The 19378-nt window shown below is 70.9% G+C and carries 14 protein-coding genes and 2 pseudogenes; 7 read left to right on the forward strand and 9 right to left on the reverse strand.

Annotated features, from left to right (window positions below; genetic code table 11):
* Position 1: 1 nt before the first annotated feature.
* A complete protein-coding gene (locus tag H4N64_RS32740) occupies positions 2 to 2527 on the reverse strand; it encodes a SpoIIE family protein phosphatase (RefSeq protein ID WP_186286110.1) in 2526 nt (841 codons plus the stop codon).
* Between the two features lie 315 nt (positions 2528 to 2842).
* Between H4N64_RS32740 and H4N64_RS32745 the strand changes: the two genes are divergently transcribed.
* Genes H4N64_RS32745 through H4N64_RS32755 form a run of 3 tightly spaced genes read left to right on the forward strand, consistent with a single transcriptional unit; the run spans position 2843 to position 6029 of the window.
* Positions 2843 to 3931, forward strand: a complete 1089-nt coding sequence (locus tag H4N64_RS32745) for a substrate-binding domain-containing protein (RefSeq protein WP_186286112.1) — start codon at positions 2843 to 2845, stop codon at positions 3929 to 3931.
* Between the two features lie 38 nt (positions 3932 to 3969).
* Positions 3970 to 4752 carry an ATP-binding cassette domain-containing protein gene (locus tag H4N64_RS32750; RefSeq protein WP_186286114.1) on the forward strand — a complete coding sequence of 261 codons (783 nt, stop codon included), beginning with the start codon at positions 3970 to 3972 and terminating at the stop codon, positions 4750 to 4752.
* A gap of 5 nt (positions 4753 to 4757) precedes the next feature.
* Positions 4758 to 6029 carry a sugar ABC transporter permease gene (locus tag H4N64_RS32755; protein WP_186286178.1) on the forward strand — a complete coding sequence of 424 codons (1272 nt, stop codon included), beginning with the start codon at positions 4758 to 4760 and terminating at the stop codon, positions 6027 to 6029.
* A gap of 121 nt (positions 6030 to 6150) precedes the next feature.
* Here H4N64_RS32755 and H4N64_RS45770 read toward each other — a convergent pair whose 3' ends face one another.
* From H4N64_RS45770 to H4N64_RS32780, 5 genes and pseudogenes are all read right to left on the reverse strand, one after another.
* Positions 6151 to 6852 (reverse strand): tyrosine-type recombinase/integrase, encoded by a 702-nt coding sequence (locus tag H4N64_RS45770; protein ID WP_418896311.1) that lies wholly within the window; start codon positions 6850 to 6852, stop codon positions 6151 to 6153.
* Positions 6853 to 7108: 256 nt separating this feature from the next.
* Positions 7109 to 7438: a putative quinol monooxygenase gene (locus H4N64_RS32765; RefSeq protein ID WP_186286116.1), complete on the reverse strand. Its 330-nt coding sequence runs from the start codon at positions 7436 to 7438 to the stop codon at positions 7109 to 7111.
* Between the two features lie 48 nt (positions 7439 to 7486).
* On the reverse strand, positions 7487 to 8218 hold the full coding sequence (locus tag H4N64_RS32770) for an IclR family transcriptional regulator (protein ID WP_186286117.1): 732 nt from the start codon (positions 8216 to 8218) through the stop codon (positions 7487 to 7489).
* A gap of 121 nt (positions 8219 to 8339) precedes the next feature.
* A pseudogene (locus tag H4N64_RS32775) lies at positions 8340 to 8468 on the reverse strand (glycoside hydrolase family 5 protein); the annotation flags it as partial.
* 575 nt (positions 8469 to 9043) lie between these two features.
* A pseudogene (locus tag H4N64_RS32780) lies at positions 9044 to 9866 on the reverse strand (polysaccharide pyruvyl transferase family protein); the annotation flags it as partial.
* Between the two features lie 121 nt (positions 9867 to 9987).
* Between H4N64_RS32780 and H4N64_RS32785 the strand changes: the two are divergent.
* The 4 genes from H4N64_RS32785 to H4N64_RS32805 all read left to right on the forward strand — a co-directional run bounded on the left by H4N64_RS32785 (position 9988) and on the right by H4N64_RS32805 (position 15501).
* Positions 9988 to 10221, forward strand: coding sequence for a DUF6480 family protein (locus H4N64_RS32785; protein WP_186286119.1), 234 nt, complete (start codon positions 9988 to 9990; stop codon positions 10219 to 10221).
* A 112-nt stretch (positions 10222 to 10333) separates the two neighbouring features.
* Positions 10334 to 10699, forward strand: a complete 366-nt coding sequence (locus H4N64_RS32790) for a hypothetical protein (RefSeq protein ID WP_186286121.1) — start codon at positions 10334 to 10336, stop codon at positions 10697 to 10699.
* Positions 10700 to 11305: 606 nt separating this feature from the next.
* Complete coding sequence (locus H4N64_RS47140; RefSeq protein WP_222109685.1) at positions 11306 to 12082, forward strand: tannase/feruloyl esterase family alpha/beta hydrolase; 777 nt, start codon at positions 11306 to 11308, stop codon at positions 12080 to 12082.
* 638 nt (positions 12083 to 12720) lie between these two features.
* Complete coding sequence (locus tag H4N64_RS32805) at positions 12721 to 15501, forward strand: SpoIIE family protein phosphatase (protein ID WP_260860111.1); 2781 nt, start codon at positions 12721 to 12723, stop codon at positions 15499 to 15501.
* Positions 15502 to 15557: 56 nt separating this feature from the next.
* Here H4N64_RS32805 and H4N64_RS32810 read toward each other — a convergent pair whose 3' ends face one another.
* From H4N64_RS32810 to fusA, 3 genes are all read right to left on the reverse strand, one after another.
* Positions 15558 to 16436, reverse strand: coding sequence for an ABC transporter substrate-binding protein (locus tag H4N64_RS32810; protein WP_260860112.1), 879 nt, complete (start codon positions 16434 to 16436; stop codon positions 15558 to 15560).
* Positions 16437 to 16704: 268 nt separating this feature from the next.
* Positions 16705 to 17154, reverse strand: coding sequence for a HEAT repeat domain-containing protein (locus H4N64_RS32815; protein WP_186286126.1), 450 nt, complete (start codon positions 17152 to 17154; stop codon positions 16705 to 16707).
* Positions 17155 to 17187: 33 nt separating this feature from the next.
* Entirely contained in the window at positions 17188 to 19263 is a 2076-nt protein-coding gene (gene fusA / locus H4N64_RS32820; RefSeq protein WP_186286128.1) for an elongation factor G, read from the reverse strand.
* Between the last annotated feature and the right edge of the window lie 115 nt (positions 19264 to 19378).

The raw sequence follows: 19378 nt of genomic DNA on the forward strand, positions 1-19378 counted from the left end.
CTCACAGCAGGCCCCCTATGTCCGTTCGGGGCACCGAGTCCGCGGGCGTCGGCTCGGGCCGTGGCACGCGGATCTCGCTCCACACCTGCTTGCCGCCGGCCACCGGCACGGAGCCGAAGGACTCCGACATCGCCTCGACCAGCAGCAGGCCCCGGCCACCGGTCGACTCCCAGTCCACGATCACCGGTTTGGCAGGCGCCCGCGGAGAGCCGTCGGTCACGCTCACGCGCACCAGGTCCCCGCGCAGGATCAGGTCGAGGCGGACCGAGCCCTGTGTGTGGACCAGGGCGTTGGTGACCAGTTCGGACACGACCAGCAGAACCCCGTCTGCCGCTTCCGCTACCTGCCACCGGCGCAGTGTGCGCGCGGTGAAACGGCGGGCGTGCATGACTGCGTCGGGCAGCCGCCACACCTCCCAGCCGGCCCGGATCGGCCGGGCGGTCATGCCGTCGTAGCGCAGCAGCAACAACGCGACGTCGTCCTCGCGGCGGCCCTCGTCGCCGAGCAGGTCGTCGGCCATCCGCCCGGTGTCGGCCGGGTCGGCCGCGGCGAGCGCGGCGCGGGTCCGGTCCATCCCCTCGTCCAGGGGCAGATCGGCAGCCTCGACGAGGCCGTCGGTGACCAGGGCGAGCACCGTGCCAGGGGTCAGTGCCACGGCGGTCATCGGGAACTCCGCCTCGGCGAGGACGCCCAGCGGGAGCCCTCCCTCGACCTGCACCTCCTCGGTGGTGCCGTCGGGGTGGCGGACCAGCGGGGAGAGGTGCCCGGCCCGCACGAACAGGGCGTTGCCCTCCTCCATGTCCAGTTCGACGTAGCAGCAGGTGGCGAAGAGGTCGGTCTCCATGCCGACGAGCAGCCGGTTGGCGTGGGAGACGACGACGTCCGGCGGGTGGCCCTCCACCGCGTACGCCCGGACCGCGGTGCGCATCTGGCCCATGATCGTCGCGGCGCCGGCGCTGTGTCCCTGCACGTCGCCGATGACCAGGGCGACCCGGTCCTCGGAGATGACGATGACGTCGTACCAGTCGCCGCCGACCTGGAGCCCGCGCCGGGCGGGCAGATAGCGGGCGACGGCTGTCCCGCCGGGCAGTTCGGGCAGGCGCCGGGGCAGCAGGCTGCGCTGGAGCAGCGTCGCGAGCTCCTGCTCGGCGTCGTACGCATGCGCCCGCTCGAGGGCCTGTCCGACCAGGGCGGCAGTCGCGGTGAGCACGGACCGCTCCTCGGTGGCGAACTCGTGCGGCTGGTCCCAGCCGACCAGGCACACGCCGACGACTGCGCCCTTGGCGGGCAGCGGCAGCACAGCCAGGCCTCCGGCGCCGATCCCCGCGAGCCCCGGTTCGAGGGCCGTGCCGGCGGGCCACAGGTCCATCCTCCCGTCCCGCAGGGCCAGTTGGAGGGTGGGCAGGGCGCGGACCGGGGCGTCGGGCCACTCGGAGCGCCACTCGGTACGCCAGATCTCCGGCCAGGCGGCGGGCTGCGGCGGGTCGAGCACGATGACCACCAGCCGGTCCTCGCGCAGTTCGGCGAGCGCCACCCGGTCGGCGGCGAGCGGTTCGCGCAGTGCGGTGACGACCACGCGGGCGACGTCCTGGACCGTCGCGGCGTCGTCGAGTGCGGCGGTCAGCCACTGGATCCGGGACACGTCGTCGGCGCTGCGGCGCTGCGGTGAGGTCGCCGTCACCACGCCCAGTACCTGTTGCGGCCGGTCGTCGGCGCTCGGCGCCATCCGGCACCTCAGACTCAGCCAGCGCACCTCGCCCGTGGGGTGGCGGACCCGGAACTCCAGCTCGCGCCGGGCGGACTCGGGGGTGGACGGCTCCAGGACCGACATCAGCGCGTGCATGTCCTCCGGGAGGGCGTTCGCGAGCAGGGTGTCCGCCTTGCCGTCGAAGTCGGCCGGGGTGATGCCGACCAACTCGAGCAGCGTCTCGTCCGCGTCGATCACGCCGGTGTCCGGCTCCAGGACGAAGGAGCCGACGCGCAGCGCTCGCTGGGCGGGGGCCAGCGGCGCCGGTGGTTCGGGGCGATCGGCCCCCGCCCGGAGCTGGTTGGCGACCGCGTCGGCGTACCGCTCCAGGAAGCGCCGCTGCTCGGCGTCGAATCCGTCCGCGGATGCCCCCACCACGACGAGGCAGCCCAGCCGTCTGCCCTCTGCCATCAGGGGCAGGGCACCGAGTGACGCCACCGGCGGTGTCGGCCCGCCCTCGTAGGCAGCAAGGGCCGCCGCGTTCAGCCACAGCGGCCGGTCGGTGCGGAGGGCTTCCGCCGCGGGTGAGCCGCCGGACAGGGGCAGCAGCTCCGGCAGGCCGTACTGGGCAGCTCCGGCTCCGGCCGTCTCCGCCAGCCGGAGCTCCTCACCCCCGGCGCCGGGCACGTAGACAGCCGCCAGTGCCGCTCCGGCGAACGCCAGGGCCCGCTCCCCCGGGGTGGCAGCGCGCTCCGGAGGCGATGAACCGGTGCCCGCGGCCCCGGCCTGAGATGCCCGCAGCTGTGAGACGCCGGTCCGGGCACGGCCGTCATGAGGCATGTCCGCACCTTCCTCCGTCCCAGGCCACAGGTGCCGACAGACTGAGATCAGGGCGCTCCGCTACCAGCGTCTCATATGGGATCGAAGCTGACAGGTCAGAATGAATCAGGCACCGATCGGACCCCGCACCGGCACCGTTCGCAGTTCAACGCACCCGGTGCCACACTTGCGACATAGTCGTCTTGACGCTTTTAGCACACTATGTTCCCTAATCTCACCCAGCATGGTCGCCGTGATGTTCGGCGTCGGCATCCCGACTGTTCGTCGTTGACGCCCTCCTCACCCCGCGAGGTCACGGAAAGGGAGGTCTCTCGCATGAAGGCCTGCGTACGGGGGGCGGCCGTCGCCGTGATCGCGGCCGCCACGGCCGCTGCGCTCGCGGCCTGCGGAGACGGCGGAGGGAACGACTCCGGCGAGGGGAACGGGCCGAGGATCGGTGTACTGCTGCCGGACGCCACCACAGCCCGCTGGGAGACGAACGACAGGCCGCTGCTCGACCAACAGATCAAGGAGCTGTGCGCGGACTGCGAGGTTGAGCACGCCAACGCCAAGAGCGACGTGGCCATCCAGCAGGCCCAGATGGACTCGATGATCGCCGAGGGCGTCGACGCCATCGTGCTCGTGGCCGTCGACTCCCGCTCACTGCGCCCCACGGTCGCGAAGGCGGACGAGGCGGGCATCCCCGTCATCGCCTACGACCGTCTCGCCGAGGGCCCCATCTCCGGTTACGCCTCCTTCGACGGCGAGGAGGTCGGCAGGCTCCAGGGCAGGGCGCTGCTGCGGGCCATGGGCGACGGGGCGGCCGACAAGCGAATCGTCATGATGAACGGCGACCCCAGCGACCCCAACGCGGTGTCGTTCAAGAAGGGCGCCCTGTCCGAGCTCGAGGGCAAGGTCGAGATCTCCAAGCAGTACGACACCCGCCAGTGGCGGACCGAGGTGGCCCACATGAACATGTCCGGCGCCATCTCCGCGCTCGGCGCCGACAACATCGACGGGGTCTACGCCGCCAACGACGGCCTCGCGGCCGGCAGCATCTCCGCCCTCAAGGCCAACAAGGTCGACCCGCTGCCCCCGATCACCGGACAGGACGCCGAGCTCGGAGCCGTGCAGCGGATCGTGGCCGGCGAGCAGTACATGACCGTCTACAAGCCCTTCGCGCCCGAGGCCTCCGCCGGTGCCGCGCTGGCCGTGGCCGCGGCCCGCAACGAGAGCCTCGACCGGGTCGCCGAGGACACGGTGCGGACCAGCACGGGGAGCACGGTCCCGGCAGTTCTGCTCACCCCTGTGTCCGTGACCGTCGAGACCATCGAGGACACCCTGGTGAAGGACGGTGTGTACACGATCCGGCAGATCTGCACCCCGCAACTCGACGCCGCCTGCGCCAGGGCCGGACTCACCTGACCGGGCGGTCCCGCCGCCGGACCGGTCGTGGGAAGGAGATGGTGTTCGTGGCGAGTCCCCCCTTGCTGGCACTGCGCGGCGTGTGCAAGCGCTTCGGGGTCGTCGAGGTCCTCACCGACATCGAGCTGGAGCTCCGCGCGGGGCAGGTCGTCGCACTGCTGGGCGACAACGGCGCCGGCAAGTCGACCCTGGTCAAGGTGATCTCCGGAGTCACCCCGGCGGACAAGGGCGTCATCGAGTGGGAGGGCAGTCCGGTCCAGATCAGGCGCCCGCACGACGCCCGGGACCTGGGCATCGCCACCGTCTACCAGGACCTCGCGCTGTGCGGGAACCTCGACGTGGTGGGCAATCTCTTCCTCGGCCGGGAGATCCGCAGATTCGGTTTCCTCGACGAGGTCGAGATGGAGCGTCGCACCAGTCAGCTGCTGGAGCGTCTGACCAGGGGGGTCCCAGATCTGCGCGCCCCCGTCGTCTCACTGTCCAGCGGCCAGCGGCAGACGGTCGCCATCGCCCGCTCGCTCCTCGGCGACCCGCGGATCCTCCTCCTGGACGAACCGACCGCCGCGCTGGGGTTCGAGCAGACCAGCGAGGTCCTCGACCTCGTGGACCAGCTCCGCGACCGCGGCCTCGCAGTGCTGCTGATCAGCCACAACATGGGCGATGTCAAGGCTCTGGCGGACCGGGCCGCCGTGCTGCGGCTCGGCCGCAACAACGGCTTCTTCGACGTGAACACCGCGCCCCAGGAACAGATCATCGCCTCCATCACCGGCGCCACAGAGAACGTGCCCCGCCGGATGGCCCACCAGGAGGCAGGGTGGTGAACGGGATGCACAGCGAGGCCGACGGCACGCGGGCCGCACCCCCCGCGCCCACCACCAAGACCCGCCGGCCGCCCCGCGCGGCGGCCCTCGCCCAGGTCATCGAAGGCGGCGTCGTGGTCCTGCGGCGCAAGCTCAGCGCGGGAGAGCTGGGCTCGCTCCCGGTCGTCCTGGTCCTCGCGGCCGTCTGGATCACCTTCCAGTCCCTCAACGACAGCTTCCTGTCACCCCGGAACCTGTCCAATCTCAGCGTGGACATCGTGGGTACGGGCCTGATCGCCGTCGGCATCGTCTTCGTGCTGCTGATCGGTGAACTGGACCTGTCGGTCGGCTCGATCAGCGGCCTCGCTGCCGCCCTCTTCGCCGTTCTGAACGTGAACCACGGCGTGCCCGAATGGCTCGCCCTCGTCCTCGCGGTGCTCTCCGGCACCGTGGCGGGGACGGTGCAGGGCTACTCCGTCGCCAAGACCCGGGTGCCGGCCTTCGTCGTCACCCTCGCGGGGCTGCTGACCTTCAACGGCCTCATGCTCTACATCCTGGGGACCAGCGGCACCGTCAACCTCGACGAGAACGGGCTCGTCGCCAAGCTGACGAGCCACTACTTCACCAACGACGCCGCCGCCTACAGCGTGGCGGCGGTCGCCACGGGCCTGGTCTTCCTCGTGTCCCACCACGGCCGGCGGCGACGCATGGCGGTGGGCATGCCGCACCGCTCGTTCCGGGTAATCGTCGTGCGTACGGCGGTGCTCGCGGCGGTGGCGTTCACCGCCGCGTACCTGCTCAACCGGTTCCAGGGGCTGCCGCTCGCCCTGCTGATCCTCCTCGTGGTGGTGGCCGGCCTCGACATCGTGCTGCGCCGCACGCACTACGGGCGTCAGGTTTACGCGCTCGGCGGCAGCATCGAGGCGACCCGTCGCGCCAGCCTCAATGTGACGGGTGTGCAGACCGCCGTACTCGCCGTCTCCGGCACCATGGCCGCGATCGGCGGTCTCTTCCTGGCCTCGCGCATCACCTCGGTGAGTCAGGGCGCGGGCTCTGGTCTGCTGCTGCTCAACGCCATCGCGGCGGCCGTCATCGGCGGCACCAGCCTCTTCGGCGGACGGGGTACGACCTGGTCCGCGGTGCTGGGCATGCTGGTCATCCAGTCGATCGCCTCCGGCATGGTGATCACGGACACCCCCACCGCCGTCCAGTTCATGATCACGGGTGGGGTGCTGTTCGCCGCCGTGGTCATCGATGCGCTGGCACGACGGTCGCAGGAGGCGCATGGGCGGGCTTGAGGCGGCCTGGGATGCACGGGGACGGCGACCTGGGGACGGGCCGAGAGAGGTGACACTCGCTGACGGAGGCGGGGGACCGGCCGACGGAAGCGCGCGCCAAGCCCGCACCCACCGCGGCCGGTCACCTTCGCGATGTGTGCGGGGTGTCTTCAGCTTGATCGTGCGGCGCCACTCCGGCTGGCCGCCGGCCAGGTGATACAAGAACGGCTTCCGGCCCATGCGGCGGGCGCGGACCGGCTGCAACTCGATGACGAGATCGCCGAGGTCCACACCGTGACGGGCGTGGAAGACGTACAGACCGCTGACCGCGGACAGCTTCCGGTTGACCGTGGTGACCCCGCAGTGATGCTTCGCCGAGGGCAGCAGCGTCACACCGCCATTCCAGCCCGCAGGCGGCAGCCGGAGCCAGGCGACGAACTCGCCCCAGCCGGACCTCGCGCCAGTCCAGGCCGCGCCGGTCGAGGAAGACGAACCAGTCCTTCAGATCGTGCGCGTGTGCCTTGACCGTGTTGGGTGACCGCTCGATGTCGGTCAGGTAGGCCAGGTAGCGCTCGATCGGTCCGACTATCAAGAGAAGCCGGACGAAGCGTCGGTCCACCCCGCCCTCGGTCAGATGCGTGGCGTACGAATGCCGCAAGGAGTGCGGGACCAGCTCTTTCGGCAAGCCAAGGGCGTCTCGGAATGCCTCGAACCGGTCGTTGATCGAGCCTGGCCGGAGGCGGCCACCTCGTTCGGTGATCCACAGAGCGGGATGGGCGGGGAATCCGAAGCGCGGGCGGACGTTCTCCACGTAGTCAGCCACTGCCTCGACGGTCCAGTCCATCACCGACAAGACGTTCCGGCGCCGCGGCGGCCGGCCCTCCTTGGCCTTGCCGTAGCGGACGTTGAGCGTGCCGTACCGGCCGAACTGACGGGCCTGCGGGTTGCGTCCGAAGTCGACCAGGTCGAGCTTGGCGGTCGCGGTCCGGCGCAGGCCCCGTGATCACACTCGGCACGGGGGACATCCGCCGGCCGCAGGGCGACTGACCCGGCCGCGGGGCGGACTCCCGGCACGCGGGGGCCAACCCGGGGCCGGGGCCTCAGCCCTGTGGTGACAGCTCGGCCATCGCGCCCCATCCGTGCTGGTCGGGCACGTTCACGTTGATGATCTCGGGGGTCTCGGCGATGGCACCGGCCATCGCGGCCAGCCCGGCCCTGAAGTGCTCGGACCCGACGTGGGCGGCACCCGCGGCCTCGTCCGTGAAAGCCTCCAGCAGGGTGAACCTGTTCGGGGCGTCGACACTGCGCGACCAGTCGAAGAAGACGTTCCCCGGCTCGGCGCGGGTGGCTTCGGTGAAGGGCCCGACCAGCGACAGCCACGTGTCAGCGGAATCAGGCCGGACAGTGAATCGTACGGCAATGAAGATCATGCCTCCACCCTGGAGCGTACCGCCGACCCCGGCCAGACGGAGCGGGTGTCATTCCGGCACCGTCGGAAACGCGGTCGCGGCGAGGGCGAGGGCACCGGTCACCTCGTCGCGGCGGCGCAGGAACGCGGCGCGCGGCAGGGAGACGGACAGCGCCCGGCCGGGGGTGCCGGGCAGCGGCACCGCAACGCAGGTGTAGTGCGGGTCGGCCTCGCCGACGGAGACGGCCACGCCGCGGTGGCGTACACCCGTCACCTCCGACTCGAAGCGCTCCGCGTCCGTGATCGTGCGCGCCGTGAACCGGGCCATCCCGTGGTCGGTCAGATAGCGGCGGCGTGCCGCCCGCGGCAGCTGCGCCAGCAGCACCTTGCCGTGTGCGGTGGCGTGGGCCCGGGTCTCGGGGCCGGGTGGGAAGGGGTGCCCGTCATCCGCGGGCGGTGCCGTGGTGTCGACGACGGTGATACGTCCGTCGCTGTACGCGGTGAAGTACGTCTCCGCACCGGTGGCCCGCCGCACCTGCGACAGCAGGGTGCCGACCGCGCTGTGGACACCCAGCTGGCGCTGGAAGGAGCGGTGCAGGGCGGGTACACGGGGGCCGAGCGCGTATCCGCGCGGTCCTCGCACCAGGTGACCGCGTTCCGTCAGCGGCCCCAGCAGGTGGTACGCCGTCGACAGCGAGCAGCCCACCCGTCGCGCCAGTGCCTTCGCGCTCACCGGCCCCGCAGCATCGGCCACCGCGTCGAGCAAGGCCAGGGCACGGTCCACGGACTGGGGGCCGGACATGACAGACGTACCTCTCGGGGCGGTCGACGGTGGGTGGACAACCGAGGTTACGCCACGAGCGGTGGGCGGAGCCGGAGGTCCGTTGTCGGCCTCCGGCTCCGCCAGTGGGGTCCTGCCCTGCTCAGCTCGTGGGGAAGGAGTCCGGCGTCCTGATCCGGTCGCGGATCCAGACGCCGGCCGGCTTGAGTGAAGTGGTGCCGGTCCAGGGGTCGTTGTTGTTGCAGGTGCCGGGCTTGAACACGGCGCCGGTGGCTTCGTTAGTGAGTGTGGGAGCCAGATGTAGGTCAGTTGCGGGGCCAGTCGCGGGTCTCCAGTGGTGGGAGGAGGGAGTGACGATCGCCGCGGTGCTGCCACATCTGGGTGAGCAGGACGTCTACGGCAACTCCGCCACGCATGCCTCCCTGAACGAGCCGTCGTGCGCATGCTCCGGAACGAGGATCACCGCTGAACGAGCAACACCATCGGGCGACCGTCCGATGTGACAGTGCCTCAGTCCTCGCCCCGCACGACGTTCCAGTCCTCCCCACGCCGCATCTGACCCGTGTCGCCGTCGATCGTCGCACGCTCGCAGGTACGTATGCTCTGCTCACGCACACGGCGTGCCCTCGCCCAGCCCGTTTCGTCTCGACGGACGGCGGGCGTCTTCCTGGCTTCCACAGTCACGGCGGTTCATCCACTTTCTGCGTCCGGACCGTCGCGGTCCGGTTGTTTCCTTCGCCCCATAGGGCTCATGCTCCCCACCGAGTGTCCGTTCGCAGCCCCGAGAAACGTCGGGCGCGGTCGTCGACCCACAGGTGGGGCGCTTCGGGAGGATGGGCGTGCATCGTCGGCAAGAGCTCGGAGAAGGCCGTCCGCGCAGTCCGATGTGCCACCCCGTCGGAACCTGACACCGATCTCCTGGGCGAGGTCGCGGCCGGAGGTCGCGCACCAGTCCCACCAATGATCCAGCGCCGACGCGTCGAGCCGTTCGGCGGGCACCAACGCGGGCCAGCCGCAGACGCGTGCCTGCGCCGTCACCTGCGCGCCGCCCTCGACCGGGTCGACGGCCACCGCGGGAACTCCCGCCCGCAGAGCGAGCACCATGCCGTGAAGCCGGTCGGTTACGACCAGGTCGAGCCGCGAAAGCACGGCCTCCAACTGGGCAGTTGTCGTACTCAGCCGCCAGTCGTGCACGTCGAGCCGGGTCTCCAGCTCCAGGCGGGCACAGTCCCGGTCGGACAGCCAGCGTGCTACCTCGTCGGCGACCCGCGCGTGCGGTCGGCGTGCGCCGTACTCGCGCTGGCCGTGGGTGAGCATCACCCCGACGACGGGTGGGGCGGGAGCGCGGGCCGCCAGGTCCGGAGTGGGGCCCGGCGCCTGGGGCGTCCCGCGCCAGCACCCGGTGGAACCCGGTGACGGCCGGGCTGCCGGCGTCGATGACGGAGACACCCACGGCGATCCGTACGCAGTGCTCGAACCGCTGATGCAGCTCTGCGATCTGCGGCCCGTGCAGCGGACCACAGACGAACACGAGATGGGAGTAGTCCTCGGGTGGAGCCCCGGCTTCCGGCCCGGCGGACCGCATCGTGGTCGAGCCCCGCCTGACCCGCTTGACGAAGCATCTCCTGCATTCACCGTGACCTGCGTCATGTGAGGCCTTGGGAGGCAGGCACGGACGAGAGACGACCGATGCAGACTCTTGGAGTCCTCAGGTGCGGGTACGCGGCGACCGCAAGGCCTTGTCCCCCGGGAGCCGAGGATCGCGGTCTCCACATGGAGAGGCACGAGAAATGAACGAGAAGAATCCTGATCCGGACCCCCGCAGTACTCCCGGTCTGGAGCCCGGCGGGGGCGTGCCGGCCGGCGAGACGCCGCCCGCCGAGGGCAGCACGCCCTGGGCGGGACCGCAGGAGACGTACAACCCGGCGAAGGGCTGGGCCAAAGGCCCGCTGATCATCATCATGATCGTGGTCGTACTGTGCGCGGCGTTCTTCGTCGCCTTCGCGCTGTCACTGGCGCTGTGACCAGGCCCGAAGGGGCCACCGAAGACGTCGGCGGGTTTCCACCAGGACTGAGGGGAACCCGGCCTGCGCCCCCCGCGGCGCGGAAACCGACCACCGACCCCAGGAGCCGAAGATGAGCGAGGCGAGCATGGCGGACGACGTCTATCAGCCCACGGGGACCAACGAAGAGCAGGAGGACGCCGCTCCACTGGACCTTCAGGACGCGGTGGACGAGCGCACGTACGACGACATGCTCGACGAGGGCTACTCCCCGCCGGACGAGCCGATGAGTGTCACCAAAGCAGGCACCACGGCGTCCGAGCAACACGAGGGCGAGTCCCTCGACGAGAGGCTGGAGCAGGAGGTACCCGACGTGACGGCGCCGGACGAGGGCGCGCGGACAGACGCCACCGAGGGTGCGGCGACGGGGGCGGAGGAGGCCGCGGTGAACGTCGTGCCCGACGAACAGCTGCCACCGGCAGGTGAGGTCGGAGAGTGAAACCACAAACGGCATGCCTGGCACGGACGTTGAGGCTGCGGGCACGGGTCCCACCGTGCCCGCAGCCTCCTTCCCACGGCCACTCAGGCACACAACGAATGCCCCAGCGCCCCCCGGATAAACCCCCACCCCGTCAGTGGTGGTGGCCGCGCCGCCCGAGACCATCAACAGGGACCGCTCCGGCCCGAGTTCACTGCGATACGGGCCGACTGGTCGGCCCCAGGTGACGTTCCCGTCCGCCTCCGAACGCCTTTGCCTGATATCAGCCGCAGTGGCGAGCCACGACGTTGATCCTTGGTCCGCAGTCGCACGAGAGCGGCCGCAGCCGCCGGCGCGGCAACGGCGGCGATGCTCACGGCCGTCCTCGTACCCCCACGAGTGCGAGTTCCGCGAGCAGCGCGGAGACCTCGCGCCTCACGGTCACGGCGGACGGCCTGGTGGATCTGCCCGCGGTGCTTCCGTGATGGACTGCGCGAGCGTGCTGGGCCTCGACCTCGACGGCGTCACCCGACGCCCCGGTGACAATCTCCTCCGCGAAAGTCGTGACCACCGGAGCGTCGGCGCCCTACTGCGAAGTGCGCGGAAGCATCGCCCCGGCGAACACCGTTGCCCTGCGCCTTCCCGGTCAACGGCTGGACGCAGCGCTGCGTCCAGACCGGCTGCGGCGGCCTGTGCGGCAGCGCGAGCATCAACTACGGCCAGGCGTCCACCTACCTGGTCGTCAAGGACGGCAGCGTCGCCCGCGCCACCACCGACATGGGTGGCCACCAAGGCCTGAACGACGGCTTCTGGGCGCTGAACAACCCACAGGCGCAGATCGACTTCGCCTACCGGGGCGTGCACGTCACCTCGCAGGTCGACAAGGCGCTCATCACCAAGTTCTACGGCAAGCGCCCGCCTACTCCTACTTCACCGGCTGCTCCGACGGCGGCCGTGAGGCCTCATGGAGGCCCAGCGCTACCCCGGCGATTTCGCCGGCATCGCCGCCGGGGCACCCGCGAACAACATGGTCGTCCAGAACACCTTCCACCACGCCTGGAACGTCCTGACGCTGGGCACAGGAAGCCGCAGCTGCTGCCCGCACGCACCCATGCAGCCTTCTCCGGACTGATCGCCGTCGGCTGGGTCGTGAGCAGGCGCCGACCGCTGTACGCACACGACCAGGTGTGGGCAGCCCGGCTCGCACTCGCGGTGAGCACAGTGACGGCAGTCGCTGGGACCGCTCTGGGTGCAGCACGCGGCACCACGATGCCGACACTGACCACTGCCCTGGCCGGCCTCGCCCTCATCACCACCGCCGCAGGGCTGGTCCTCGCCCGGGCGCAAACCCGCCGCCGCACACTGCGGCGATTGCGTGATCTGCTGCAGCAGGATCTCTTCTGACCACGACCACCAGCGCCGCCAGCGTCAAAGCACAGCGCCCGCCACACAGTGCTGCCCTCCCACCGCGACACGGTCCGCCCCTGTACTTGACCGCCCCCGCCTCGCCCTCGGAACACGGCTCCACGACGAACGTTCACCCGCGCCCGCCAGCACTCCACGAGCCGCTGCCGGACGCAGGGTTGGCCGGCGCGACGTGCCGCCCTTCGTCGAGGTGTTGCGCGCTCGTCTGCGGGGATGAGGCACGCCGGAAGCGGGGCGCCGTCCAGGGGCCGTTGACGAAGGCGGTCGTCCACGCCCGCTGGCTCGCGGTCGCTGTCGGCTTTGTGCGAACACGACGAGACGCTGACCGGCGTCGGCATGCCTGCGACCACCCCATCCGGCAGGGCGAGCAGGCGCGGCCGTACGACCAGAGCAGCCCCTTCGGCGGCGCGTTAAGCTCCGGCCGCATCCATGTTGCGCGGATCGCGATTCGGTCCGGTTCGCTTCGGGCCTGGGCGGGCCGCCGGGTGCGGGACCGGGATGCTGCGCCGTGTCCGCCGCCGGGTCCGTATACGGACGACTCCCCCGCTTGCCGCGGCACCGGCCCGGCGGGCCCGTCCTGAGCCGCGCCCGCCGGGCCGGTCACTGATACTGAGAAAATGGGCAGACTTGGGCGATACGTCCTGGCGAGCCGACGGGGCGACCGAGTGCCGCCGAAGGCCGGGCCGCCGGAATCCGGCCCGGAGGCCCGTCACCATTCGGCCGGCCGACGTGTGCTGTCGTTGCTGAAGCCGCGCAGCGTCGCCGGTCAGGTCTTCCTGTTGCAACTGGTGGTCGTCCTGGTGCTCATCGCCACGGCCGTGGTGGCGCTCGTGATCCAGGACCGCAACCGTGCGATCCAGGAGGCCGGCGACCGGTCACTGGTGGCGGCCGAGGCGTTCGCGAACGCCTCCGGCACCGCGGAGGCGATGACGAGCGATGACCCGACGGCGGCACTCCAGCCCCGTGCCGAGGCGGTACGCAAGGAGACCGGCGTCGACTACGTCGTAGCGCTGAGCCCGTACGGGTTCCGGTGGACCCACCCGGACCCGGACCAGATCGGGAAGCACGTCTCCACCTCCTACGGCGAGGCGCTCGAAGGCGAGCCCCACCAGACCACATTCGACAGCAGTCTGGGCAAGGCGGTCGACTCGACGGTGGCCGTCTTCGACGAGAACGGGACCGCGGTCGGCCTCGTCACCGTGGGCGTCACGGTGGACAAGGTGACCAGTGTGGTGCAGGAGCAACTTCCGGTGGTCTTCGCCGCCGGCGGTGTCGCGCTGCTGTTGGCCGCCGGTGGGTCGGCACTGGTCAGCGGGCGCTTGCGGCGCCAGACCCGGGGCCTGGACCCCGTGGAGATGACCCGCATGTACGAGCACCACGACGCCGTGCTGCACGCGGTCCGTGAAGGCGTGATCATTCTGGACGGTGACGGAAGGCTGCTGCTGGTCAACGACGAGGCGCGCCGACTGCTCGCACTGCCGCCGAAGGCCGAGGGCAGGCCGGTCACCGACCTCGGGCTGAGCCCGGCCCTGGCCGGACTGCTGGGATCGGGCCGGGCGGCCACGGACAAGGTCTTCCTGGCCGGGGACATCCTGCTCGCGGTCAACGTGCGGCCGGTGGGCCCGAAGGGGGGCAGCGTGGCCACCCTGCGGGACACCACGGAGCTGCGCGCCCTCGCGGGCCGAGCGGACGTGGCCGGCGGACGCCTGCAGCTGCTCTACGAGGCCAGCACACGGATCGGTACCACCCTCGACATGAAGCGCACCGCCGAGGAGCTGACCGAGGTGGCGGTCCCGCGCTTCGCCGACTTCGCCACCGTCGAACTGGTGGAGCCCGTGCTGCTCGGTGATGAACCGACGGGGCCGCGTTTGGACATGCGCCGCATCGCAGCCGCGGGCATCCGGGAGGATGCGCCCCTTTACCCCGTCGGGACGCATATGCGCTACGCACCCGACAACCCCGTGGCCATCGGTATGACCACCGGCCGGCCGGTCCTGGTGGCGCACCTCGACACGGCCGACCGATGGCGGGCCCAGAACCCGGAGCGGGCCCAGAAAGTCATCACCTACGGTATCCACTCCATGATCTCGGTGCCGCTCCAGGCCCGAGGCCAATTGCTCGGGGTCGTGGAGTTCTGGCGTTCGGAGCAGGATCCCTTCGAGTCGGACGACCTGTCCCCCGCCGAGGAACTCGCCGCCCGGACTGCCGTGTGCATCGACAACGCGCGCCGCTACACCCGCGAGCACACCACGGCCGTCACCCTCCAGCGCAGCCTGCTGCCCGGCGCACTCCCCGAGGTGTCCGCCTTGGAGGTCGGGCACCGGTACCTGCCCGCCCAGGCGGGAGTCGGCGGCGACTGGTACGACGTCATCCCGCTGCCGGGGGCCCGGGTGGCCCTGGTGGTCGGCGACGTCGTCGGACACGGTCTGCACGCCGCCGCGACGATGGGTCGTCTGAGGACCGCAGTGCACAATTTCGCCGCCCTGGACCTGCCTCCGGACGAGCTTGTCGCGCACCTGGACGAACTGATCACCCAGATCGACCAGGACGCGGCAGCCCAGGGCAAGACCGATACGGTCACCGGTGCCACCTGCCTGTATGCGGTCTACGATCCGGTCTCCGGGCGGTGCGTTCTCGCCCGGGCCGGTCATCCCGGTCCGGCGCTGGTCTCGCCCGACGGCTCCGTGACCTTCCCCGACATCCCCGTCGCCCCGCCACTCGGCGCGGGAGGAGGTCTGCCGGTCGAGACGGCCGACCTCCGGCTGGCCGCCAACAGCCGACTGGTCCTCTACACCGACGGCCTGGTCGAGACCCGGGACCGCGACATCGACATCGGGCTCGGCATGCTGAGGGAGGCGCTCGCCCATACGGACGGCGCCTCCCCGGACGACACCTGCCGGGCGGTGCTCGACGCGATGCTGCGCACCAGGTCGAATGACGATGTCGCCCTGCTCGTCGCACGCACCCGGCTGCTCGACCCGGAGCAGGTCGCGGAGTGGGAGGTGCCCGACGACCCCGCGGCCGTCCCCCGAGTCCGCGCCGAGGCCACCCGCAGGCTGGCAGCCTGGGGGCTCGGCGAGGCCGCCTTCACGACCGAGCTGATCCTCAGCGAACTGGTCACGAACGCCATCCGGTACGGAAAGAGCCCCATCCGTCTGCGACTGCTGCACGACCGCGACAGCCTGATCTGCGAGGTCGCCGACGGCAGCAGCACCTCCCCGCACCTGCGCCGCGCCACCTTCACCGACGAGGGGGGCCGTGGTCTGTTTCTCGTCGCGCAGCTGTCCCGCCGCTGGGGAACCCGGTACACCGACCGCGGGAAGATCATCTGGGCTGAGCAGGTACTCGGTGCCGGAGCCGCCGGGGACCTCAGCGGTCTGCTCATGGCGGAACTGTGAAGCGCGAAGGAACCCGGACCGTCGCGCGAGCGTGGGTGCGCGCACGCCCGGAGCATTCAGGAGCCGTCGTCGACCCTGAGGTACGGGATCTTGGCCGGGTCCTGGCCGAACGCAGCCCCGAGATAGACGGCCGACAGTTTGGCGAGCGTCCCGTCGTCGATCAGCTGCCTGATGATCCGGTCCAGCTCGTCCTTGTCAGGTGACCCCTTCGGGTACAGGGCGCCGTAACCCTGGCCGGTCCGGTACTGGCCCACGAGGCGCACCCTGCCTTCCTGCTTCTGGGGATACGCCAGCAGAATCGTCGTGTCGTGGACGACCGCGTCGATCCGGCCCTCCTCCAGCGCCGTGACCATCGCCGGGTCGTTGGGAAAGGCGGTGACGGGCTTGGTCGGCTTGAGGCGGTTCTCGACGAACTCCTCGCCCGAGGTGCCCTCGGCCACTCCGATACGGACGTCACGGATGTTGTCTTCGTTGATCTTCTCACCGTCCCTGATCAACACTCCCAGGGTCGAGGAGAGGTAGGGCGGGGAGAACTCGGCGACCTTGCTCCGTTCCGGGGTGATCGTGATCTGCGCCAGGGCCAGATCGAAGTCCTTGGTCCGGCCTGACACGACCTCCGGGAAGGGCGCGTTCTCCACCTTCACCCGGTCGAGTCCGGACCGGTATGCGATGTTGGCGGCCATGCAGTACTCGTAGCCGCTCTTGACGGATTCCGGGGTATCGCCGTTCCACCAGCCGGGCGCGGGCAGGGTCGTTCTGACCGTCAGGGCACCCGCCGTCTCGGGTGACAGGTGAAACTCCCCGTAATTCCCCGAGACCGGGCAGTCGCCGTACTGGACGCCCGACGATTCCGACCCGCCCTGGTCACACGCCGCTGTCGCGACGATGAGCGCCACGCTGACAGCCAGGGAGACGATCGCTGCCGCGGCGCGCATCATTGCACCTCCGGTAGGGGCATACTCCTTGAGTCACCATAAATCACCCCGAACCATACGACTGCCGGAGCCACGTGGGAGGACTCCGGGGCGCGGGTCCGGTCACGCGGGTACCGCAACTTCCCCACCCGCGAAGCGCTCGCTCTCGCCGTCTACCAGGACGAGGTCGCACGCATCACCGGCACCGTGCCCGGCTGCTGGCCGAGATACCGAAAGGCCGACGCGGCGCCGAGGCCGACGACGCGCTGGGGCCGGAGTTCCTGGCATCTCATTCTGTTGGCGACTGTGTGCAGCGGGAGAGGGATTGCTGGTGTCGGAGGGTGTGGCGCTGCGCCTGCTGTACGAGGGCAGGTGGTGGTCGGCAGGGAGTGATCGCCGTGCCCGTCGCGGGGTTCTGGGTCATGGCCTGGAGCAGGGTGTCCAGGACGGCCGGTGCCTCGGCCTCGCCGCCGATCTCCCAGAGCGCTGCCGCGCAAGGCACCCGAACCCATTCGTAGTCGTGCGTCAGGAGGTCGCGCAGGCGTGGCAGGACGCCGTAGGCGGGTGGGCCTATCTCGCCGAGCAGGTCTGCCGCGTCACCGATGCGGAAGGTGATGCGGTCGTCGAGGAGACCGAGCAGGAGTGGCAGGACTTCGGCCAGGTCACCGTCGACGGCCCACAGCGCGGCGACGGCGGAAGGCCGTACAAGCGCGTCGGTGCTAGTGAGCCGGTCCCGCACTCCTCACAAGTGCGGGGCCGGTTCATCGGCGGGCTACCGTCCCGTCGCCCCCGCTGTCAGGCCCTGTGGAACCTCCGCGTAGCCCGCCGGACGGGTGGTGAATGTGCCCCGGCCCTGGGTGCGTCCGCGCAGGCGGGAGGCGTATCCGAACAGTTCGGCCAGCGGCACGGTGGCGGTCACCACCGCCGTAGTGCCGCGTGTCGCCGACGCCGACACCCGTGCGCGGCGCGCCGCAAGATCGCCCAGGACCGCCCCCACGAAGTCCTCGGGCACGGTCACCGTCACCTCGGCGACCGGCTCCAGCAGCCGCAGCACGCAGGCCCGCAGGGCTTCGCGCAGTCCGAGTCGGCCGGCGGCACGGAACGCAAGCTCCGAGGAGTCCTTGCTGTGCGTGGCTCCGTCGGTGAGCGTGACCCGCACGCCGGTCACCGGATGACCGCCCAGTGGACCCTCCGTCAGCGCGTCCCGGCAACCGGCCTCCACCGCTCGGACGAACTCCCGCGGGACCCGGCCGCCGACCACCGTCGAACGGAACGCGAAGCCGGTCTCGCCGTCCGCAGCGTCCAACGGCTCGACATCCAGCACCACATGGGCGAACTGCCCGGCGCCGCCGTCCTGCTTGACGTGCCGGTACACCAGCCCCGTCACCCCGCGGACCACGGTCTCCCGGTACGACACCTGCGGGCGGCCGACCGAAACCTCAAGGCCCCGGTCGCGGCGCAGTTTCTCCACCGCCACCTCCAGGTGCAGCTCGCCCAGACCTGACAGCAGGGTCTGGCCGGTCTCCGGATCGGTCCGCACCACCAGCGACGGATCCTCCTCTGCCAGCCGGGCCAGCGCCGATGCCAGCCGGTCGGTTTCCTGGCCGAGTCGGGCCTCGACGGCCACCGACACCACCGGGTCGGCCGTGCCGGGCGGTTCCAGCACGAGCGGCGCCGAGGGGGCGCACAACGTCGTACCGGCACGCGCGGACTTCGGACCGATCACGGCGACGATGTCCCCGGCCACGGCCAGGTCTGTCTCGGTGTGCCGGTCGGCCTGCACCCGCAGGATCCGGCCGACCCGTTCGGTGCGCCGGGCGCCCATGTCCAGCACCGTGTCCCCCTTGCGCAGCACGCCCGAATAGATCCGCAGGTACGTCATCCGGCCGGTGGGCGCCGCGTGCACCTTGAAGGCGAGCGCGGCCAGGGGTGCCGTGGGATCGGCGGCACGCTCCTGTTCGGTTCCGTCGACCGTGCCGCGCACGGCGGGCACGTCCGCCGGCGACGGCAGATACGCCACCACTGCCTCCAGCAACGGCTCGATGCCACGGTTGCGGTACGCCGAACCGCACAGCACCACCACGGCCTCACCCGTGCCGGTCAGTTCGCGCAGCGCCGTGAGCAGGGTCGTCTGCGAGAGGGCGCCGCCGGCGCAGTACTCCTCCAGCGCCCGCGGGTGCAGTTCGGCGACAGCCTCGTCCAGCGCCCGGCGCCGCCGCAGCGCCTCTGCGCGCAAGTCCTCGGGCACCGGGCGTTCCTCGTACGCGCCGGTATCCCAGGTCCACACCACGGCCTGCATCCGGACCAGGTCGACGACGCCCTCGAACCCCTCCTCGCGGCCGATCGGCAACTGCACCACCAGGGGGATGGTGCCCAGCCGTTCCCGGATCGAGGCGACTGCCGTGTCCAGGCAGGCGCCCGCCCGGTCCATCTTGTTCACGAACGCCAGGCGCGCAACTTGGTGCCGGTCGGCCTCCCGCCACACCGCCTCGCTCTGCGGTTCGACGCCGGCGACGGCGTCGAACACCGCCACCGCGCCGTCCAGGATCCGCAGCGAGCGTGTCACCTCGTCGGCGAAGTCCACGTGTCCCGGGGTGTCGATGAGGTTTATCCGGTGTCCGTCCCAGTCGCAGCTGACCGCCGCCGCGAAGATGGTGATGCCCCGGTCGCGTTCCTGGGAGTCGAAGTCGGTGACGGTGGTGCCCTCGTGCACCTCGCCCCGCTTGTGGACGGCGCCGGTCAGGAACAGGATCCGCTCCGTCACGGTGGTCTTGCCTGCGTCCACGTGGGCGAGGATGCCAAGGTTGCGGACGGCTTGGAGCGCGCGGAGTGTGAGGTCGGTACGCACGGCCTTAAGGCCCTTCTTTGTGTGTCGTCAGTGGTGAAGAGGCAGCGCGATAGCACGGACGAAGCCCGAGGAAAGCGGCCCTGCGGCGGGCCGCAGACGGCCACCAGGAGCCGGA

It is taken from the genome of Streptomyces cupreus (assembly GCF_014257025.1).
Classification (GTDB): domain Bacteria; phylum Actinomycetota; class Actinomycetes; order Streptomycetales; family Streptomycetaceae; genus Streptomyces; species Streptomyces cupreus.

Excerpts from the sequence above, each read along its gene's own strand:
- H4N64_RS32740 (WP_186286110.1), bottom strand. The coding sequence starts at position 2,527 with ATGCCTCATGACGGCCGTGCCCGGACCGGCGTCTCACAGCTGCGGGCA.
- H4N64_RS32745 (WP_186286112.1), top strand. The coding sequence starts at position 2,843 with ATGAAGGCCTGCGTACGGGGGGCGGCCGTCGCCGTGATCGCGGCCGCC.
- H4N64_RS32750 (WP_186286114.1), top strand. The coding sequence starts at position 3,970 with ATGGTGTTCGTGGCGAGTCCCCCCTTGCTGGCACTGCGCGGCGTGTGC.
- H4N64_RS32755 (WP_186286178.1), top strand. The coding sequence starts at position 4,758 with ATGCACAGCGAGGCCGACGGCACGCGGGCCGCACCCCCCGCGCCCACC.
- H4N64_RS45770 (WP_418896311.1), bottom strand. The coding sequence starts at position 6,852 with ATGGACTGGACCGTCGAGGCAGTGGCTGACTACGTGGAGAACGTCCGC.
- H4N64_RS32765 (WP_186286116.1), bottom strand. The coding sequence starts at position 7,438 with ATGATCTTCATTGCCGTACGATTCACTGTCCGGCCTGATTCCGCTGAC.
- H4N64_RS32770 (WP_186286117.1), bottom strand. The coding sequence starts at position 8,218 with ATGTCCGGCCCCCAGTCCGTGGACCGTGCCCTGGCCTTGCTCGACGCG.
- H4N64_RS32785 (WP_186286119.1), top strand. The coding sequence starts at position 9,988 with ATGAACGAGAAGAATCCTGATCCGGACCCCCGCAGTACTCCCGGTCTG.
- H4N64_RS32790 (WP_186286121.1), top strand. The coding sequence starts at position 10,334 with ATGAGCGAGGCGAGCATGGCGGACGACGTCTATCAGCCCACGGGGACC.
- H4N64_RS32805 (WP_260860111.1), top strand. The coding sequence starts at position 12,721 with ATGGGCAGACTTGGGCGATACGTCCTGGCGAGCCGACGGGGCGACCGA.
- H4N64_RS32810 (WP_260860112.1), bottom strand. The coding sequence starts at position 16,436 with ATGCGCGCCGCGGCAGCGATCGTCTCCCTGGCTGTCAGCGTGGCGCTC.